Origin of the sequence: Bradyrhizobium sp. CER78, assembly GCF_029846235.1 — a bacterium.
Lineage (GTDB): Bacteria > Pseudomonadota > Alphaproteobacteria > Rhizobiales > Xanthobacteraceae > Bradyrhizobium.
Genome location: NZ_JARVWP010000018.1, coordinates 21,219 through 39,409, shown reverse-complemented (window position 1 = coordinate 39,409; position 18,191 = coordinate 21,219). Strand labels below are relative to the sequence as shown.

The 18,191-nt window shown below is 65.3% G+C and carries 14 protein-coding genes; 3 read left to right on the top strand and 11 right to left on the bottom strand.

Features of this window, described 5'->3' with window-relative positions; all coding sequences use genetic code 11:
• Positions 1–224 precede the first annotated feature (224 nt).
• From rocF to QDT69_RS29830, 3 genes are all read right to left on the bottom strand, one after another.
• Positions 225–1,202 carry an arginase gene (gene rocF, locus QDT69_RS29840; RefSeq protein WP_279710045.1) on the bottom strand — a complete coding sequence of 326 codons (978 nt, stop codon included), beginning with the start codon at positions 1,200–1,202 and terminating at the stop codon, positions 225–227.
• Positions 1,203–1,360: 158 nt separating this feature from the next.
• Entirely contained in the window at positions 1,361–2,179 is an 819-nt protein-coding gene (locus QDT69_RS29835; protein WP_279710044.1) for a thioesterase family protein, read from the bottom strand.
• A 198-nt stretch (positions 2,180–2,377) separates the two neighbouring features.
• Positions 2,378–4,933 (bottom strand): glycogen/starch/alpha-glucan phosphorylase, encoded by a 2,556-nt coding sequence (locus QDT69_RS29830; protein ID WP_279710043.1) that lies wholly within the window; start codon positions 4,931–4,933, stop codon positions 2,378–2,380.
• Between the two features lie 253 nt (positions 4,934–5,186).
• On the opposite strand from QDT69_RS29830, the gene QDT69_RS29825 reads away from it, so the two are divergent.
• Entirely contained in the window at positions 5,187–5,420 is a 234-nt protein-coding gene (locus QDT69_RS29825; RefSeq protein ID WP_050426158.1) for a hypothetical protein, read from the top strand.
• A gap of 297 nt (positions 5,421–5,717) precedes the next feature.
• On the opposite strand, the gene QDT69_RS29820 is transcribed toward QDT69_RS29825, so the two are convergent.
• Positions 5,718–5,897 carry an RNA polymerase sigma factor region1.1 domain-containing protein gene (locus QDT69_RS29820; RefSeq protein ID WP_279710042.1) on the bottom strand — a complete coding sequence of 60 codons (180 nt, stop codon included), beginning with the start codon at positions 5,895–5,897 and terminating at the stop codon, positions 5,718–5,720.
• Between the two features lie 170 nt (positions 5,898–6,067).
• Between QDT69_RS29820 and QDT69_RS29815 the strand changes: the two genes are divergently transcribed.
• Positions 6,068–6,499 (top strand): hypothetical protein, encoded by a 432-nt coding sequence (locus QDT69_RS29815; RefSeq protein WP_074130459.1) that lies wholly within the window; start codon positions 6,068–6,070, stop codon positions 6,497–6,499.
• Between the two features lie 107 nt (positions 6,500–6,606).
• Here QDT69_RS29815 and QDT69_RS29810 read toward each other — a convergent pair whose 3' ends face one another.
• Positions 6,607–7,389, bottom strand: coding sequence for a DUF2865 domain-containing protein (locus QDT69_RS29810; RefSeq protein WP_279710041.1), 783 nt, complete (start codon positions 7,387–7,389; stop codon positions 6,607–6,609).
• A gap of 377 nt (positions 7,390–7,766) precedes the next feature.
• Positions 7,767–8,330: an orotate phosphoribosyltransferase gene (gene pyrE / locus QDT69_RS29805; protein ID WP_057019495.1), complete on the bottom strand. Its 564-nt coding sequence runs from the start codon at positions 8,328–8,330 to the stop codon at positions 7,767–7,769.
• A 225-nt stretch (positions 8,331–8,555) separates the two neighbouring features.
• Between pyrE and QDT69_RS29800 the strand changes: the two genes are divergently transcribed.
• A complete protein-coding gene (locus tag QDT69_RS29800) occupies positions 8,556–9,182 on the top strand; it encodes a glutathione binding-like protein (RefSeq protein WP_106324250.1) in 627 nt (208 codons plus the stop codon).
• A gap of 139 nt (positions 9,183–9,321) precedes the next feature.
• On the opposite strand, the gene QDT69_RS29795 is transcribed toward QDT69_RS29800, so the two are convergent.
• The 5 genes from QDT69_RS29795 to QDT69_RS29775 all read right to left on the bottom strand — a co-directional run bounded on the left by QDT69_RS29795 (position 9,322) and on the right by QDT69_RS29775 (position 18,172).
• Positions 9,322–9,957, bottom strand: coding sequence for a LysE family translocator (locus tag QDT69_RS29795; protein ID WP_279710040.1), 636 nt, complete (start codon positions 9,955–9,957; stop codon positions 9,322–9,324).
• Between the two features lie 410 nt (positions 9,958–10,367).
• Complete coding sequence (gene polA / locus QDT69_RS29790) at positions 10,368–13,406, bottom strand: DNA polymerase I (protein WP_279710039.1); 3,039 nt, start codon at positions 13,404–13,406, stop codon at positions 10,368–10,370.
• 250 nt (positions 13,407–13,656) lie between these two features.
• Entirely contained in the window at positions 13,657–14,394 is a 738-nt protein-coding gene (locus tag QDT69_RS29785) for a response regulator (RefSeq protein WP_050425909.1), read from the bottom strand.
• A complete protein-coding gene (locus tag QDT69_RS29780) occupies positions 14,391–16,136 on the bottom strand; it encodes a DUF3369 domain-containing protein (RefSeq protein WP_279710038.1) in 1,746 nt (581 codons plus the stop codon). The genes QDT69_RS29785 and QDT69_RS29780 overlap by 4 nt, the downstream gene beginning before the upstream one ends.
• Entirely contained in the window at positions 16,106–18,172 is a 2,067-nt protein-coding gene (locus QDT69_RS29775; RefSeq protein WP_279710146.1) for a HAMP domain-containing sensor histidine kinase, read from the bottom strand. The genes QDT69_RS29780 and QDT69_RS29775 overlap by 31 nt, the downstream gene beginning before the upstream one ends.
• Between the last annotated feature and the right edge of the window lie 19 nt (positions 18,173–18,191).

Sequence of the window (18,191 nt, the reverse complement as noted above, 5' to 3'; positions counted from 1 at the left end):
CCGCGCAAGCGAGACGCGATTGGAAAAGGCGGCCTTCGTGGCCGCCTTTTTGTTTAACCTCCATGTTGTACGACGCGCCGCGATATTTCCCCGTCATCCTGAGGAGCGCGTAGCGCGTCTCGAAGGATGGACGGCCCGGCTGGTGGCCGTCGACCCTTCGAGACGCCCGCTTTGCGGGCTCCTCAGGGTGACGGGGCAGGGGGCGGTGCGCGCTCCGATGTCCGCTACTCGCCCATCTCCGGCAACACCGCGTTGCTCGGCGTCTGCCTGTCCGTGATCTGCAGGCCGAACAGGCTGCCGATCAACTCCACCGCGACGCGGGCGGTGCGGCCGCGCTCGTCGAGGAACGGATTGAGCTCGACGATATCGAGCGAGCGCACCAGCCCGGAATCGTGCAGCAGCTCCATGATCAGATGGGCCTCACGATAGGTCGCGCCGCCCGGCACCGTGGTGCCGACGCCGGGAGCCACCGCCGGATCGAGGAAGTCGACGTCGAACGAGACATGCAGCACGCCGTTCTTCGCCCTGACCCGGTCGATGACGCGGCGGGTCAGCACGGCGACGCCGAACTCGTCGATCTGGCGCATGTCGGCGATGGAGACGTTGCGCTGCCGCAGCAGCTTGCGCTCCAGCGGATCGACCGAGCGCGTGCCGATCAGGTCGAGCTGATCCGGCGGGATCGTGGCGCGCGGCAGCCCGCCGAGCAAATCGTCGAGGCCGGGCTCGCCGCACAGGAAGGCCGCCGACATGCCGTGCATGTTGCCGGTGATGGTGGTGGCCGGCGTGTTGTAGTCGGCATGCGCGTCGACCCACAGCGCGAACAGCGGCCGGCCTTTCTCTTGCCAGTAGCGCGCGACGCCGTTGATCGAGCCCATCGACAGCGAGTGATCGCCGCCCATGAAGATCGGGATCGCGCCGGAATGCGCCAGCCAGTAGGCGCGCTCGGAGAGCGTGCGGGTCCAGGTCTTCACCTCGTCATAGAATTTGGTGTTGGCCGGCACCGGACCGTCGGCAACGACGGCCGGGATCGCAAGGTTGCCGTGGTCGTCGACCTGGAAGTCGAGCTGCTCGAGCAGGCGCGCGATGCCCGCGGTGCGCAGCGCATCCGGTCCCATCAGCGGACCGGGCTGCGACGCGCCGATCTCGATGGGAACGCCAAGCAGCGCGATGCGTGAGGGCTTTGAAGTGTCGGCTTCGGACATGCGGCAGTGCTCCCAAAGGCCAGTGATTCCAAAGGCTGGAACAGAAGCGACGCGGCAATGTTCCCCCAACCCTTGAAATAGGCAATCCGGTCCCAGCAGACCAATGTGGATATTTGGCTACGCGTGACGCGAGCCGGTAGTCGATCCGCTCGAAACGCCTACGCCTTGAAATAGGCGATCTGCGTCGTGGTCGCGAGCAGGCGGCCGGAGGGCGACCACAATTCACCGTGCTGGTCGCCGTAGCTCTTGTGGAAGGTCTTTGCGTCGGCTGTGGCCAGCACGCGGGTGGTATCCTCGGCGTCGAGATCAGCCGCATCCGCATGGAAATAGGTCGTCAGCGACACCGTGCCGAACGGCACCAGCTCGTGCCGCGCATGGAAGACGCGGCCGAAGAACGCATCCGACATCGACATCAGCGACAGCGCGTCGAGCTTGCGCGGCATGCGGTCGGCGATCCAGAGCTTCGAATAGGGGCTCGACGGCTCGGTCGCGGCGCCGCCGCCGAACTTCGGCTCGCCCTCGGCGAAGCGGAAATCGTACTGGTTGGCCCAGGTCATCGCGAGCTTGGGATAGGACCGCAACTGTTCGAACGGCACCGCGCCGGGAAACTCCGCCGGCTGATGCGACCATGACGGTCGTCGCTCGGCGAACACGGCGGTCGCCAAGGTCGCGACCTCGCCGCCGCCTTGCGTCATCTCGACCGACCAGTGCTGGCTCGAGCGGTTGGCCTTGACCAGACGGACATCGAGCTCGAACACGCCCTCGGCGACCGGCGCACAGTAATTGACGGTCAGCGCCAGCGGATCGCCGGCGCGCTGCGGATGCTGCATCAACGCGCGCAGCATGGTCGCCGCCGTGCAGCCGCCGAACGGCCCGACGAACGCCCAGTAGTCCGGGCTGGTGCGTCCCTGCCAGCGGCTGTCGCCGGCGGTCACGGCGGTGGCTTCATCGAAGAGGTGCGGGGTCTTGGTGAGCATGTAAATCCTTGGATCGAAAAAATGCGCCGCCGTCATTGCGAGCGAAGCGAAGCAATCCATCGCCCCGCATCTGCGGACCCATGGATTGCTTCGTCGCTTGCGCTCCTCGCAATGACGGCGTGAGGTTCACTGGCAATATCGCGGGCTGTCGCGCCGAATTCAATGATGTCGGACGTAATCGATTTCCGTGCCCCGGGATTATCCCTTCGCCTCGCGCTGGCTGCCGAGTTGCGGCGAGGCGCTGGGATGCACCGGCACGTGCCAGATGTCCTCGGCATATTCGCGGATGGTGCGGTCGGAGGAGAACCACGCCATGCGCGCCACGTTGAGGATCGAGGCGCGGGTCCAGGCCGGGGGCACCTGCCAGCGCGCGTCGATGCTACGCTGCGCGTCATAGTAGGAATCGAAATCGGCCGAGACCATGTAGTGGTCGAGGTAGCGCAGCGCATGCCCGATCGAGGCGAAGCGCGCGGCATCGCCCGGCGAGAACTCGCCGCTCTCGATGGCGCGGATCGCGCGCTCGAGCCGCGGCGATTTGCGGATCACGTCGCTGGCATCGAGCCCCTGCTTGCGGCGGACCATGACGTCGCCGGCCTCGAGCCCGAAGATCGCGATGTTCTCGGGTCCGACCGCGTCGCGGATCTCGATATTGGCGCCGTCGAGCGTGCCGATGGTCAGCGCGCCGTTCAGCGCGAGCTTCATGTTGCCGGTGCCGGAGGCTTCCATGCCGGCGGTCGAGATCTGCTCGGAGAGATCGGCGGCAGGGATGATCACCTCGGCGAGGCTGACATTGTAGTCGGCGAGGAAGGCGACCTTCAGCTTGCCGCCGAGCGAAGCGTCATTGTTGACGATCTCGGCGACGTCGTTGATCAGCTTGATGATCAGCTTGGCGTAGCGGTAACTCGCCGCCGCCTTGCCCGCGAAGATCTTGACGCGCGGCACCCAGTTCGCACCTGGATTGTCCTTCATCGCGTGGTAGAGCGCGATCGTCTCCAGGATGTTGAGCAGCTGCCGCTTGTATTCGTGGATGCGCTTGATCTGCACGTCGAACAGCGCCGACGGGTCGAGCTTGATGTGGTTGCGTTCGTTGACCAGCCGGGCCAGCGCCAGCTTGTTGTGATGCTTGACGTCGCGGAAGCGCTTCTGGAATTCGAGGTCGCTCGAATGGGCCTCGAGCCGCTCGAGCAGCGAGAAGTCGTCGAGCACGGCCTCGCCGCAGGTCTCGCGCAGCAGCGCGGTCAGCCGCGGATTGGCCAGCATCAGCCAGCGGCGGAAGGTGATGCCGTTGGTCTTGTTGGTGATGCGCTGGGGGTAGAGGTGGTGGAGATCGTGGAACACGGTCTCCTTCATCAGGTCGGAATGCATCGCGGAGACGCCGTTGATGCGGTGCGAGCCGACGAAGGCGAGCTGGCCCATGCGCACGCGGCGGCCGCTGCGCTCGTCGATCAGCGACACCGAGGCGCGGTATTCGATGTCGCCGGGGAAGCGCTCCTCGGCGAGCGCGAGATGCGCCACATTGATGCGGTAGATGATCTCGAGATGCCGCGGCAGCAGCCGCTCGAACAATTCGACCGGCCAGGTCTCGAGCGCCTCCGGCAGCAGCGTGTGATTGGTGTAGGACAGCGTCGCGACCGTGATCTTCCAGGCCTCGTCCCAGCGGAAATTGTGCAGGTCGACTAGGATGCGCATCAGCTCGGTGACGGCAAGGCTCGGATGGGTGTCGTTGAGCTGCACCGCCGCCTTCTGCGCGAGGTTGCGCAGGCCGCCGTCGGAGGCGAGATGCCGGTTCACGAGATCCTGCAACGAGGCCGAGACGAAGAAATATTCCTGGCGCAGCCGCAGCTCGCGGCCCGCCGCGCTCTCGTCGTTCGGATAGAGGAATTTGCAGATCGCCTCCGCGCGCGCCTGCTCGGCGCTGGCCGAGACGTAGTCGCCGGTGTTGAAGACGTCGAGCTTGAGCGGATCGGGCGCATGCGCCGACCACAGCCGAAGCGCGTTGACGTGCTGGCCGCGCCAGCCGACGATCGGCGTGTCGTAGGCCATCGCCTCGACGGTTTCCGCCGGATGCCAGGTGGCGCGGTCGCGGCCGCGCTCGTCGACATGCTCGACATGGCCGCCGAAATGGATGTTGTAGACCACCTCCGGTCGTTGGAATTCCCAGGGGTTGCCGAAGGCGAGCCACTCATCGGGATATTCCTGCTGCCAGCCCTGGTTCATGATCTGGCGGAACAGGCCGAAATCGTAGCGGATGCCGTAGCCGGTCGCCGGGATCGCCAGCGTCGCCATGCTCTCCATGAAGCAGGCCGCGAGCCGCCCGAGGCCGCCATTGCCGAGCGCCGCATCCGGCTCGCATTTGCGCAGATCCGAGAGATCGACGCCGAGGTCGCCGAGCGCCGCCTCGAACAGCGGCAGCAGCCCCATATTGTTCAGCGCGTCGGTGAACAGGCGGCCGATCAGGAACTCGAGCGAGAGATAATAGACGCGCTTGGCTCCGGCATCGTAGGTCTGCTTCTCGGCCGTCAGCCAGTGGTGCACGATGCGGTCGCGCAGCGCCAGCGCCGCCGCCTTGTACCAGTCGCGCCTGGTCGCAACGGTGGCGTCCTTGCCGATCGCAAGCCGCAGCTTGGCCAGGATCGCGCCCTTGACCTCGGTCAGCGCCAGTTCGTCGATCGGCTGGTTCAATGCCGGGTAGTTTGTCTGTTCCTGCAACGCGCCCAATCCCTGCCGTTTAAACGGACCATGATGCGACGGCATGCAGCATGATCTCGTCTCCTTGTTCGAGTGTGGTGCCCCGGAAATCCGGTTCCCGCGATTTTCCGATCACACTCCAGCGCAATGATACGCGCCTTGCACGGCAATCGAAACCGGAACGATACCCATACACCGGCGCTGCCGTGATTTTATGCAAGGACCGGGCCGCTTCGGGAACCTTCCGGAGAAGCCCGTGCGGGTCTACGATCGGGCTGCGAAACGCGAGATTTTGCGACAATTTAGCGGAGGATGCGTGATGAGGCTATTGATCGAGATCGCGGCCGCGGCATTGCTCGTCGTGTGCATCACGGCGACCAGCGCAGCCTATGCGGCGGGCAAACCGGGCCGCAGCGCTGACGGCCTGACGTGCGGCTTCAGCGTGGCGCAGAACGCATCGCCGGCCGCGCGCTGTGCCGCGATCAAGCGGCAATGCGGCGGCAAGTTCTATGCGAATGCCTGCGGCGACAAGCTGCTGTCCGCGGCGAATTGAGCCGCCGCGCAGCGCGTTTTCTCGCGAATCGGGAACACCGTGGTGATACGGATTCTCAGAACTTAAGAAGTTCTTTACAACCACACCTGTCGCCCGTGGGGCGGGCACATTTTTTAGCTCCGACGCATTTCATTCCGAAGCAATTTTCAACGGGCCGCTGACCTAGTCAGCGGCCCGAATTGCTTTGGGGGCCGGCATATGCGTGACAGAGCGATGATGCTCGGTCGCGCCACATCGTCGTCCTGGCGAAAGCCAGGACGTGCGACGGTTCTCGAACTTCTCCGCGCTCCAATTCGGTTACGATTGGTCATTCTCAATGAGGTTTATTCCCTCATCGCTCAGCGCTTGTATGACCGCTTCGATGTCCTCGGGCGTCGTCGTCGCTGACGGCAGCAGCTCGTTGAGCTGATCGAATGTGATGTTTCCCGTCGACTGACCAAGCTCAATTGCTCTCCGGATCGCCGCTCGCAGTCTCATTCCCGGTTCTCCAAAATTTGGTGCCCCTACTAGACGGGGAGAGTCTCGGATGTGTCTGCGTCGATCGTTGGAACGAATTAAGAACACTTTAGCAAGTCTTTGATATATCATTATGATTCGGCGCTGTGCCGATACAATATCTAGGGTCTCCCAGCCTCCGCGAGGACTACATGTCCACCATCGCCTTCGATCAGTTCGCTCTCACCCGCATCGCGGATTTCGCCCGCTCACTGTCGCGGCTGCATCTGGCCTCGCGGCGCCAGCCGATCGACGACGACCAGCTCGACCGCGAGTTCAACGCGGTCTGCATGTCGATCTGGGGCTACACCACGGATGATTTCAGCGACGAGCTGTTTTCGCTCGAGGATCACGCCTGGCTCGACTCGCTTGACGAGGCGCATGCGCGCCTGTTCGCCGCCGAGCAGGGTTACGACCTGGTCGACGACCACGGCATGCTGACGGATTGGTGGGGCTATTGCTGGATGATCCTCGCCGAGAAGCGCGGCATCCTCAATCCGGAGAACCGCGCCGCCGCGCGCGCCGCGATCGAGGAGAAGTACATGGCAGCGCCGAACGTGATCGGCGTGATCGTGGCGCGCTGATTTGTTGTTGCGCTGTCATTCCGGGGCGATGCGAAGCATCGAACCCGGAATCTCGAGATTCCGGGTCTGGTGCTTACGCACCATCCCGGAATGACGGCTGACGCCCGTTAATTCGCCTCGGCCCGCTTGCCGGACTTTGCCGCGTTGCCCTTCGGCACAACGGATGACGGCGCAGGCGGCGCGACATCGCTTCTCGTCTCCGGCAACGGCGCATCGCTGGCGAGCTCGGCGCTGACGGGCGCGACCTTCATTTCGCCGAGCCGCGCGCGCACCGCTGCGGTCAATCCGGGATAGGAGGCGACCGGCGTGAAGTCGAACGACTGCTCGTTGCCCAGGCGAACGCCGGTATAGGCGACGAGGCCGTCGGTGGTCGCGATCACGTCGCCGGCCTTCAGCGAGGCATCGAGCGTGAGGTCGACCGGCGCGAGCCCCGCCGGGTCGCGGCCGTTGCAGGTGCAGTCGGCGCGCAGCGCCTTGCGATAGGCGAAGGCGTTTTCGCTGTCGGCGTAGCGCTCGCCGGTGCTCGATGCGGAACTGTCGATGTGGCTGCCGTAATAGACCTTGGTCGCGCTCGCCGGACAGAAGGCCTGGCAGAGCTGCGCGGGCGTCGCGTTGCCGCGCATGGTCAGCGGAAAATATTTGCCGTCGCAAGTGCGCACGCAATAGGCCGGTCCGGAACCGGCCACCCGCGGTGCCGAGGCGGGGGCGGATGTCTGCCGTTCCGGCTGCTGGTTGAGACCGAACGGATCGGCGAAGAAATTGGCCTGCGGCGGGGCCTGCCGGCCCTGCTGCTTCTGGGAACCACCGAAGAAGAAGTCGAACAGCCCTTCGGCTGAGACGGGAGCGGGCACGACCAGGACGGAACCCGCAAAGGCTGCGGCGACAAGCATCACGCGGCGCCGCATACGCCGATCACTCAACTCTGTACGCAACGCCAACTCCACCCGACGCGCCGCGGCGGCAAGGTGCCCCGGCGGATTCACCCTACGGTGGGATGGTAAACGAGCGATTGATTGGGCGTGACGACGTCACAAGAAGAAGGCGGGATCACGCGGACTTCTCTTCACCTCGCCCCGCTTGCGGGGAGAGGCGTCGGCCGCCTTCGGCGGCCATTCTCAAGCACGCCGAAGCAGAGCTTCGGCTGTGTCGCATCGCGAGATGCGATCCGGGTGAGGGGGTACAGGTCTCACCGCCTTCGCGGCTTGTGGAGACAGCCCTCACCCCAACCCTCTCCCCGAGAGGACGGGGCGAGGGAGAAGAGAGACCGTCAGTCCTTCAGGAACTCGCCGGCCTTGTAGAGCGCGCGGAATTGCAATCCGGCTTCGGCGAAGGTCTCGGTGGCGCCTTCCTCGCGGTCGACCATGGTGAAGACCAGTGCGATCTCGCCGCCGGCCTCGCGCACCGCTTCCACCGCCTTTAGCGCCGAGCCGCCTGTCGTGGTGACGTCCTCGACGATCACGATGCGCTTGCCGGCCAGACTCTCGCCTTTGGCGAGCCCTTCGACTGAAAGCTTCGCGCCGTGCTCCTTCGGCTTCTTGCGCACGAAGAACGCGGCGATCGGATGACCCTTCAGCCAGGACAGCTGCGCGATGGCGCCGGCGAGCGGCACCGCGCCCATCTCCAGCCCGCCGACGAAATCGAGCTTGTCGTCCTTCAGCGCCTCATAGGTCAGCTCGGCGAGCAGCGCCGCGCCTTCGGGATCGAGCATCGTCGGCTTCAGGTTGAAATAGAAGTCGCTCTTGCGGCCCGACGCCAAGGTGATCTCGCCGCGGCCGAACGAACGCTTGCGGATGATCTCGGCGAGGCGGGCGCGGGAGGCTGATTTGGACAAAGACTTTTTCCCTTGAGGGTTTGAGGCGGGCGGCAATCTATCCACGCTGACCGGCACATTCCAGCGTGGAAATCGGGCCGTCAACAGCGCCCACGCCGCGATTTCTGCGGGCGGGCTTTCCGGAAAGTGCGGTTGTGCGGCCGTCTCGATCCCCGTAAGCAGGCCCAAACGCTTGGCCAACCACTCGGCTAAACATTTGGCCAAACACTTGCGAGGGAAGCGGAAATGACCATCGAGCTGCACACCTGGAACACGCCGAATGGCCGCAAGATCTCGGTGGCGCTGGAGGAAATGGGGCTGCCCTACAAGGTGATCCCGGTGAATATCGGCAAGGGCGAGCAGATGGCGCCTGCCTTCCTCGCGATCAGCCCGAACAACAAGATCCCGGCGATCGTCGATCCCGATGGTCCCGGCGGCAAGCCGGTCAGTATCTTCGAGTCCGGCGCGATCCTGCTCTATCTCGGCGAGAAGACCGGCAAGTTCCTGCCGAAGCCGCTGGCCGAGCGGATCCCGGTCTATGAGTGGCTGATGTGGCAGATGGGCGGTTTCGGCCCGATGCCGGGCCAGGTGCATCATTTCATCGCGCTGGAAAACGAGCAGGACCGCGCCTACGGCCTGAAGCGCTACATGGCCGAGACGCGGCGGCTCTACGGCGTGCTGGACCGCAGGCTCGACGGGCGCGACTTCGTCGCCGGCGATCTCTCGGTGGCCGACTTCGCCATCCTTGGCTGGGCCTGGCGCCATCCGCGCCACAAGGTCGATCTGGCCGACTTCCCCAACGTCAAGCGCTGGTACGAGACGCTGATGGCCCGCCCCGCGACAAAGCGCGGGATGGAGGCGAAGCTGGATTGAACTTTTCTCCCTCTCCCGCTTGCGGGGGAGGGCCGCGGTGGGGGTGTTGCCGCGTAACGACTGTCGAAATTCTGGAGAGAGCCCCCACCCGCCGCGCTTCGCGCGTCGGCCTCCCCCGCAAGCGGGAGAGGCAAGCAAGTCACGCTCTCCTTGCCTCGAGCGCCATCTTCATCGCAAGCCCTGCGAGCACCGTGCCCATCAGCCAGCGCTGCACCAGCAGCCAGGTCGGGCGGGTGCCGAGGAACACCGCGATCGAGCCCGCGGCGAGTGCGATCATCGCGTTGACGCTGACGCTGATCACGATCTGGATCGAGCCGAGCGCAAGCGACTGCGTCAGCACGCTGCCGCCGGCGGGATCGATGAACTGCGGCAGCAGCGCGAGATAAAGCATCGCGATCTTCGGATTCAGCAGATTGGTGAGGAAACCCATCGCAAACAATTTGCGCGGGCCGTCGACCTTCAGCGCCTTGACCTGGAACGGCGAGCGGCCGCCGGGCCTCACGGCCTGCCACGCCAGCCACAGCAGATAGGCGGCACCCGCGAAGCGCAGCGCGTCATAGGCGTAGGGAATCGCAAACAGCAGTGCGGTGATGCCGAACGCCGCGCACAGCATGTAGAACACGAAGCCGAGCGCGACGCCGCCGAGCGAAACGATGCCGGCCGCCGGCCCTTGCGTGATCGAGCGCGAGATCAGGTACATCATGTTCGGTCCCGGCGTCAGCACCATGCCGAGGCAGACGAGCGCAAAGCCGAGCAGGGCGGATGTATGGGGCATGATGGGTCTCGCGAGGGGATGCACACACTTCTAGCGTGTCGTCTGATGCCAAGCCATGCTGGAATTGCTCTCGGAGCAATGTGGATGTCGTGGCAGCGAACGGCTGATCGCACACGCAAGTGAGGTGAGCACATCTGTCAGGCACCCTCTCCCCTTGCGGGAGAGGGTGGGGAGAGGGGTAGCCCCGGGCGAGATGAGTAATGGGCGCGCGGCTCGTGCAACATTGAACCGCGCGTCACTGAAGCTCATCTCGAGAGCACGTCGTGCAACACCCCTCTCCCCACCCTCCCCCGCAAGGGGGGAGGGAGCCTGTCTGCCGTGCTCACCTAACTTGGAGCGGATGCGATAGGCGGCGATCGCGTTACTTCACCAACGAGCGACCACCGTCCGCTAGCCCCGATCTTGAGCCGCTAATGCGCCTCGTCCCAATTGTTCGCCGCCCGCGCGTCGACCTGCAGCGGCAGCGACAGGATCACGGCCGGGAACGGCGCGTCCTGCATCACCTTCTGCACGACCGGCAGCGTCGCTGCGACCTCGCCGTCGGGCACCTCGAAGATCAGCTCGTCATGCACCTGCAAGAGCATCTGCGCCGAGAGCTTCTTCTCGGTGAGCGCGTCCTCGACCCGGATCATGGCGCGGCGGATGATGTCGGCCGCGGTACCCTGCAGGCGGGCATTGATCGCGGCGCGTTCGTTGAAGGCACGCACCGAGGCGTTGGAGGCCTTGATGTCGGGGTAGTACATCTTACGGCCGAACAGTGTCGTCACATAGCCGTTGCGGCGGCAGGAGTCCTTGGTCTCGTCCATATAGGCGCGGATGCCGGGGAAGCGCTCGAAGTATTTCTTGATGTAGGCCGAGGCTTCCTCGCGCGCGATGCCGAGCTGGTTGGCAAGGCCGAACGCCGAGATGCCGTAGATGATGCCGAAGTTGATCGCCTTGGCGCGGCGGCGCACCTCGCTCGGCATGTCCTTGATCGGCACGCCGAACATCTCGGACGCCGTCATGGCGTGAATGTCGAGCCCGTCGCGGAATGCCTGGCGCAGCACCGGCACGTCGGCGATCTCGGCGAGCAACCGCAGTTCGATCTGTGAGTAGTCCGCCGACACCAGCTTGTGGCCCGGCGTCGCGATGAAGGCGCGGCGGATCTTGCGGCCGTCCTCGGTGCGAACCGGGATGTTCTGCAAATTCGGCTCGTTCGACGACAGCCGGCCCGTCGTGGTCGCGGCCAGCGCGTAGGTCGTGTGCACGCGATGGGTCTGCGGGTTGACGTAGGTCGGCAGCGCGTCGGTGTAGGTCGATTTCAGCTTGGAGACCTGACGCCACTCCAAAATCTTCTTCGGGAATTCGTGGCCCTGCTCGGCGAGTTCGTCGAGCACCTGCGCGGTGGTCGACCACGCGCCGGTCTTGGTCTTGCTGCCGCCGGGCAATCCCATCTTGCCGAAGATGATGTCGCCGATCTGCTTCGGGCTGCCGACATTGACCGGCTCACCGGCGATCTCCTGGATCTCGGCTTCGACCCGCGCCGCGGTCTGGGCGAAATCGCCCGAGAGGCGCGAGAGCACCTGGCGGTCGATCGAGATGCCGCGCCGCTCCATTCGCGCCAGCACCGAGACCAGCGGCCGCTCCAGCGTCTCGTACACCGTCGTCATCCGCTCGGCGACGAGGCGCGGCTTCAGCACGCGCCACAGCCGCATGATCACGTCGGCGCTCTCGGCCGCATATTCGGTCGCCTTGTCGATCGTGACCTGATCGAAGGTCAGCTTGCCCTTGCCGCTGCCGATGAGGCCGCCGTAATTGACGACGGCATGGCCAAACCAGCGCTCGGCGAGCGCCTCCAGCGCGTGCGAGCCGCGGCCGGCATCGAGCGCGTAGGACATCAGCTGCGCGTCATCGATGTTGCGCAGCGTGACGCCGTGCTGCGCCAAGGTCACCGAGGTGAACTTGACGTTGAAGCCGACCTTCTGGATGCCGGCGGACTCCAGCAGCGGCTTCAGCGCCTTCAGCGCATCGGCGGTCTTAAGCTGCCCGGGGGCGAGGCCGGCATCGAACAGGCCAGCGCCGCCGCCGGGCTCCTTATGGCCGAGCGGGATATAACAGGCATCGTTGGGCGCCACGGCGAATGCCAGCCCGGACAGCTCGGCCTGCATCGGGTCGATCGATTCCGACATCGCCTCGATCGCGAGATAGCCGGTGTCGTGCGCGCGCGCGATCAGGGCGTTGAGCTGATCGAGGCTGCCGATCGCCTGATACGCCTTGCGGTCGAAGCCGGTCTTGCGGATCGCTTCGCCACGGGCCTCGGCCAGCGTCGCCGGCGTGCCCTTGCGGTTGGAGTTCTTGTCGTCGCGCGCGCCGGTCGGCTTGGCCTTCGCAGGTGGCGCCGCGCCGGCTGTCGGTGCGTCGCCCGGCGCCGGCGTCACGTCCGACGGCGGCAGCGGCGAGAACACGCTCGCGCCGCTCTTGTTGCCGGGATCGGCATCGACATTGGCCGGATCGATCTGCGCATAGTCGGCGACGCGGCGGGTGAGGGTGGTGAACTCCATCGCCTTGAGGAAGGCGATCAGCCGGCGCGAGTCGGGCTCGTGCACGGCGAGGTCGTCGAGCGGCACTTCGAGATCGACCTTGTCGTCGAGCAGCACCAGCTGGCGCGAGATCCGCGCCTTCTCGGCGTTCTCGAGCAGCGCCTCGCGGCGCTTCGGCTGCTTGATCTCGGTGGCGCGGAACAAGAGCTGATCGAGATCGCCATACTCGATGATCAGTTGGGCCGCGGTCTTGATGCCGATGCCGGGCACGCCGGGCACGTTGTCGGTGGAGTCGCCGGCCAGCGCCTGCACCTCGACGACCTTCTCCGGCGGCACGCCGAATTTCTCGATCACCTCCGGGATGCCGATGCGGCGGTCCTTCATCGTGTCGTACATCACGACCTTGTCGGTGACGAGCTGCATCAGATCCTTGTCTGACGACACGATGGTCGTGCTGGCGCCGCGCTCATTGGCCTGCCGCGCATAGGTCGCGATCAGGTCGTCGGCCTCGAAGCCCGCCTGCTCCAGGCAAGGCAGGTCGAAGGCGCGCACCGCCTCGCGGATCAGCGCGAATTGCGGGATCAGATCGTCGGGCGCCGGCGGCCGGTGCGCCTTGTAGTCCGGATAGAGCTTGTTGCGGAACGTGATCTCCGACTTGTCGAACACGATCGCCAGATGGGTCGGCCGGTTGTCCTCCGGCATGTCGCGCAGCAGCTTCCACAGCATGTTGCAGAAGCCGAGCACGGCGTTGACCTGCAGCCCGTCGGACTTGCGGTTGAGCGGCGGCAGCGCGTGGTAGGCGCGGAAGATGTAGGACGAACCATCGACCAGAAAGACGTGGTCGCCCTTCGCCGCGGCTTTGGCGGCGACGGGCTTGGGGGCGGTCTTCGGAGCGGGCTTGGCGGGGTCTTTGGAGGCTGTTTTCGGCATGGCCGAAACTTAGGGATTTTTGCGGAGAATGACAGCCTTACGTGTGTGGATTCCGGGTGTGCCGCACAACGAATTCGATGGATTCGAGGAGGACGTACAGACGTCGTCCCGTCATCCTGAGGTGCGAGCCTTGCGGCGCAATTGCGCCGCTGGGCGAGCCTCGAAGGATCGACGGCCACCAGCCGGGCCGTGCATCCTTCGAGACGCCGCTTCGCGGCTCCTCAGGATGACGGAGACGGCATCGGAAGAGCTAAGCCTTATCCCCGGTCGGCGAGAACAGGTAGCCGCCGCCGCGGATGGTCCGGATCACGGATGGCTTGGTCGGATCGAATTCGATCTTGCGGCGGATGCGCATGATGCGGAGGTCGACGGCGCGGTCGAAGGCTTCGGCGTCGCGCGCATTGGCGAGTTCCAGCAGCCGCTCGCGCGACAGCACGCGTTTCGGGTTGGCCGCGAACACCTTGAGCAGGCCGAACTCGGAGGCGGTCAGCGGGTGCTCATTGCCCTCGTCGTCGCGCAGTGCCTGGGCCTCGAGGTCGAGCCATTTGGTGCCGAACCGCACCAGCTGCTCCTTTTCGGCCTTCGCGCTTGCCGGTTCCGGCGCGGCTGATTTCGCAGGCCCGCTCCGCCGCAGCACCGAACGGATGCGCGCCATCAGCTCGCGCAATTCGCAGGGCTTGGCCACGTAATCGTCGGCGCCGAGCTCGAGCCCGACCACCCGGTCGATCGGGCTGGCAGTAGCTGTCAGCATGATGACGGGGACGTTGATCTTGCTCTTGAGGTCGCGAATGATCGACAGCCCGTCTTCCTCGGGCATGTTGAGGTCCAGCACCACGAGATCGGGCGTGCTGCTCTCGATCTCCTTGCGCAGGCTCTTGCCGCCGTCGCACAGCGTCACGCCGAAGCCGTGCATCTTGAGGTAATCGCCGACCATCTCGCGGGCCGGCGCCTCGTCGTCGACGATGAAGATATGCGGGTTCTGGTTCATGTCTCTGTCGCCGGCAGTGTAACCGTAAAGGTCGACCCCTGTCCGGGGCCCGGGCTCTGTGCGGTCACATGGCCGCCATGCATGTCGATGATACGCTTGACGATGGAAAGGCCGAGGCCGGTCGAGCTCTCGCCCGCGGTCGGCTTGGCCGACAGCCGCTGGAACCGGCCGAACAGCCGGCCGAGATCCTCGGGGCTGAGGCCGGGGCCCTGGTCGGCGATCCGGATCACCGTGTCGTCGCCCTCGTGGCTGACCGTGACCGTGATCTTTCCGCCGATCGGCGAGTATTTGATGGCGTTGCTGACGAGGTTGTCGATCGCCTCGCGGATCCGGTCGGCGTCGCACATCGTGACGAAGTGCTGCGGCCCTGAGACCGAGATGCTCTGCTGCTTGTTGACGGCCGAGGGCAGATTGGCCTCGGTGACCTCGTTGACGAGGGCCGCGACGTCGACTGGCTCGCGGCGGATGGTGATGTCGAAGGCGTCCGCCATCGCATCCGAGATCAGGTGATCGACCATCGAGGTCAGCCGCTTGGTGGCATCGCGGATGTGCTCGACCTGCGAGGTGACGTTCTCCTTCGGCGAGCCGGCGCCGATCAGCTCGGTCAGCATCTCGGTGCGGCCGAGGATAACGCCGAGCGGATTCTTCAAGTCGTGGGCGACGGTGCCGAGGATCTCGTTCTTGAAGCCGTTGGCGCGCTGCAGCCGCAGCCACTGCGCCGACAGCCGCCGGTTGGCCTGCATCAGCGCGCGGGTGCGCTGCGCGACGCGGTCCTCGAGCTGGGTGTTGGCCTCGTGCAGCTGCTGGTACAGGATCACGTTGTCGAACGCGATCGACAGCCGGCTCGAGAAGATCTCGACCAGCGCACGATCGGTGTCGGAGAGCTGGCGCTCGGCCTGCAGCAGCACCACGACCTCGCGGCCAGAGCCGGTGCGCGAATAGAGCACGCTGCGGTGGTCGGCGAACTCGTTCTTGCGGCGCTGGAAGGCTTCCTCGACCATGTGCCGCAGATCGGCATCGAGCGCCTTCGAGGAGGTGGTGCCGATGAAGCGGCTGTAGCAGCCCGAGCAGGCCAGCACCGAGAAATCACATGCGGCCGCATTGCCGTCGTCGCGCAGCACGAGAATGCCGGCGCAATCGACATTGAGTAGCGAGGCGAGCTGCGTCAGCACGCCCTCGGCCAGCCGCTGCATCGATTTGAAGTCGTACAACGTCGAGGCGGCGTCGATGATGATCTCGAGCCCGCGCCGCGTCTGCACCATGCGCTCGAGCTGCTGGTAGCTGCGCAGCGCGGCGGTCAGCGAGGTAAACAGCTTGTCGGCGGTGAGCTCGGTCTTCGCCTTGTAGTCGTTGATGTCGTACTGCACGATGACGCGCCGCTCCGGCGCCTGGCCGGGCTGGCCGGTGCGCAGGATGATGCGGACGGTCTCGTTCCTGATCTCGTTGCGGATGTATTCGACGAGCTCGAGGCCGGCGACGTCGGTCTCCATGATGACGTCGAGCAGCACGGCCGCGATGTCGGGATTGTCCCGCATCAGCGGGCGGCCTTCGGCCGCAGAGTAGGCGGAGAGGATCTCCAGCGTCGCGCCGTTCAGATTGTAGTCGCTTAATGCAAAACGGGTGCCCTCATGGACGGCGTGATCGTCGTCGATCACGGCGATCTTCCATTTGCGGGCCGACGAGTCCTCCGGGGGGCTCTCGGTGTCGTCGATCAGTTGGAGGACATCGTCCTGTTCGGCCATTGACTGGTTCCGTCGGCTGCTGCGTCAGTGATCGTGGGCTCGCCCTTGGCTGCCCCCTTGGCGATCCTGGGCATGATAATGCGAAAAGTGGTGCCTTGTCCTACCCTTGACTCCAGCATCATGCGTCCGCCGAGCTGTTGGGTGACGAGGTTATAGACGATATGGAGGCCGAGGCCCGTACCACCTTCGTTGCGGCGCGTCGTAAAGAACGGGTCGAACGCCTGTCGCTGCACGTCCGGCGTCATGCCAGCCCCGTCGTCTGCGAAGATGATCTCGACATCGTCAGCGCCGCGCCCGCGCGCCGAGATCGTGATGTTGCCGGAGCGGCCGTCGGCGAAGGCATGATTGACGGCGTTGAGGAAAAGATTGGTTAAGATCTGGCCATAGGCGCCGGGATAGCCGTCGATCAGCAAGCCGTCGGGCACATCGACGGACAGCGCGATCGCAGCCTTCTTCAGCACCGGCCGCAGGCTCGCCACGATCTGGTCGGTGGATTCGCCGAGAGAGAACTGGCGGCGCTCGGCATGCGAGCGGTCGACCGCGACCTGCTTGAACGACTGGATCAGCTCGCCGGCGCGCTGCAGGTTCGAGACCAGTTGCTGCGATGCGTCACGCGAGGCGCGCACGAAGTCGTCGAGCCTGGAGCGGCGCAGCGGCTCGGTCTTCAAATCATTCTCGAACATCTCGCTGCGGCGGGCAAAGCTCGAGGCAACCGTCAGGCTGATGCCGATCGGATTGTTGACCTCGTGGGCGACGCCGGCAACGAGGCCGCCGAGCGCGGCGAGGCGTTCGGCATCGATCAGGTTCTGCTGCGCGGTGTTGAGCTCGAGCAGCGCGCTCTCGGCCTTCTCCTTGGCGGTGCGCAGCTCGTCCTCCGTCTTGCGCTTGGCGATCGCATTCTCGCGGAACACCTCGACCGCACGCGCCATCGCGCCGACCTCGTCCTTGGCCGATGTGCCCTGCACCGGCCGGTCGAGATCGCCCGAGGTGATGGTGCGCATCGCGGCCATGATCTGCGCCAGCGGCAGCCGGATCGACAATGCGATCATCACGCCGGCGGACATGATGACGCCGAGGAAGATCACCGCGATCGACAGCACCCGGCGCGAGATCGACGTCAGCGTCTTGTCGAACGTCTCCTGCGCCTTCTGCTCGCGCTGGCGCATCTTCACCGAGAGATCGTCGATCGCGCCGATCGCGTCGGCCTGGCTGGCGTCGATCGAGTTGCGCAGCAGATCGGTGCGGTTGGTGAGCTGTTCGCTGAGCTTGCCGAGCCCGTCGCGCAGCTCGGCGGTCTTGACCTTGAGCCGCGCCAGCGCCATGCGCTGCAGATCGTTCTCGGCGAGATCTGTCATGACCGGGATCGTCTTCTCGATCGTATCGATGTTGCGGCGGGCTTCCTCGGCCGACGAGGAGGCCAGCGAGAGGTAGTAGGCATTGGCGGCGACCAAGAGCGAGGTGAACGCCTCGCGCGATTTGCCGAGCGCGGGCCAGATCAGCGCGTCGCGATGGCCGGTGGCGCCCTCGATGATCGAATACAGCCCGGCCATGTCCTTGGTCGGCGTCAGCACCTGCTCGTCATAGGTCTTGGAGATCTTGGTCTGCAAGGTGCGCAATTCGCCGAAGCCGTCGAGGAAGCGGCTGGTGGCGCGCTCGAGCTGCTCGACCGAGCCGGACAGCATCGGGTCGGTCGAGGCGCGGTTGGTCAGTGTGCCGAGCACGGCCTCGCGCAGCAGCAGGATTTCCGCGAACAGGTCCGGGCTCGGCTGGTTGATGTAGCGATGGATCAGGTTCTGCAGCCGGCTGGTCTCGCTTTCGAGCTTGGCCAGGATCTTGTCGGATTCCCGCACCTGGCGGACATCATCCCAGGCCGAGCCGAGCACCTTCGAGCCGTTCCAGATCAGCACCGCGAGCACGATCACGACCGCGGAGTTGAGCAGCGCGATCGAGAGGATGCGCCAGCGGATCGGCACCGCACGCAGCAACTGGACGATACGGAAGCGGCCCTGCGGTCCGAAGGCCGCCGGCCGTCGCATCATCCCGTCCTGTTGGGGT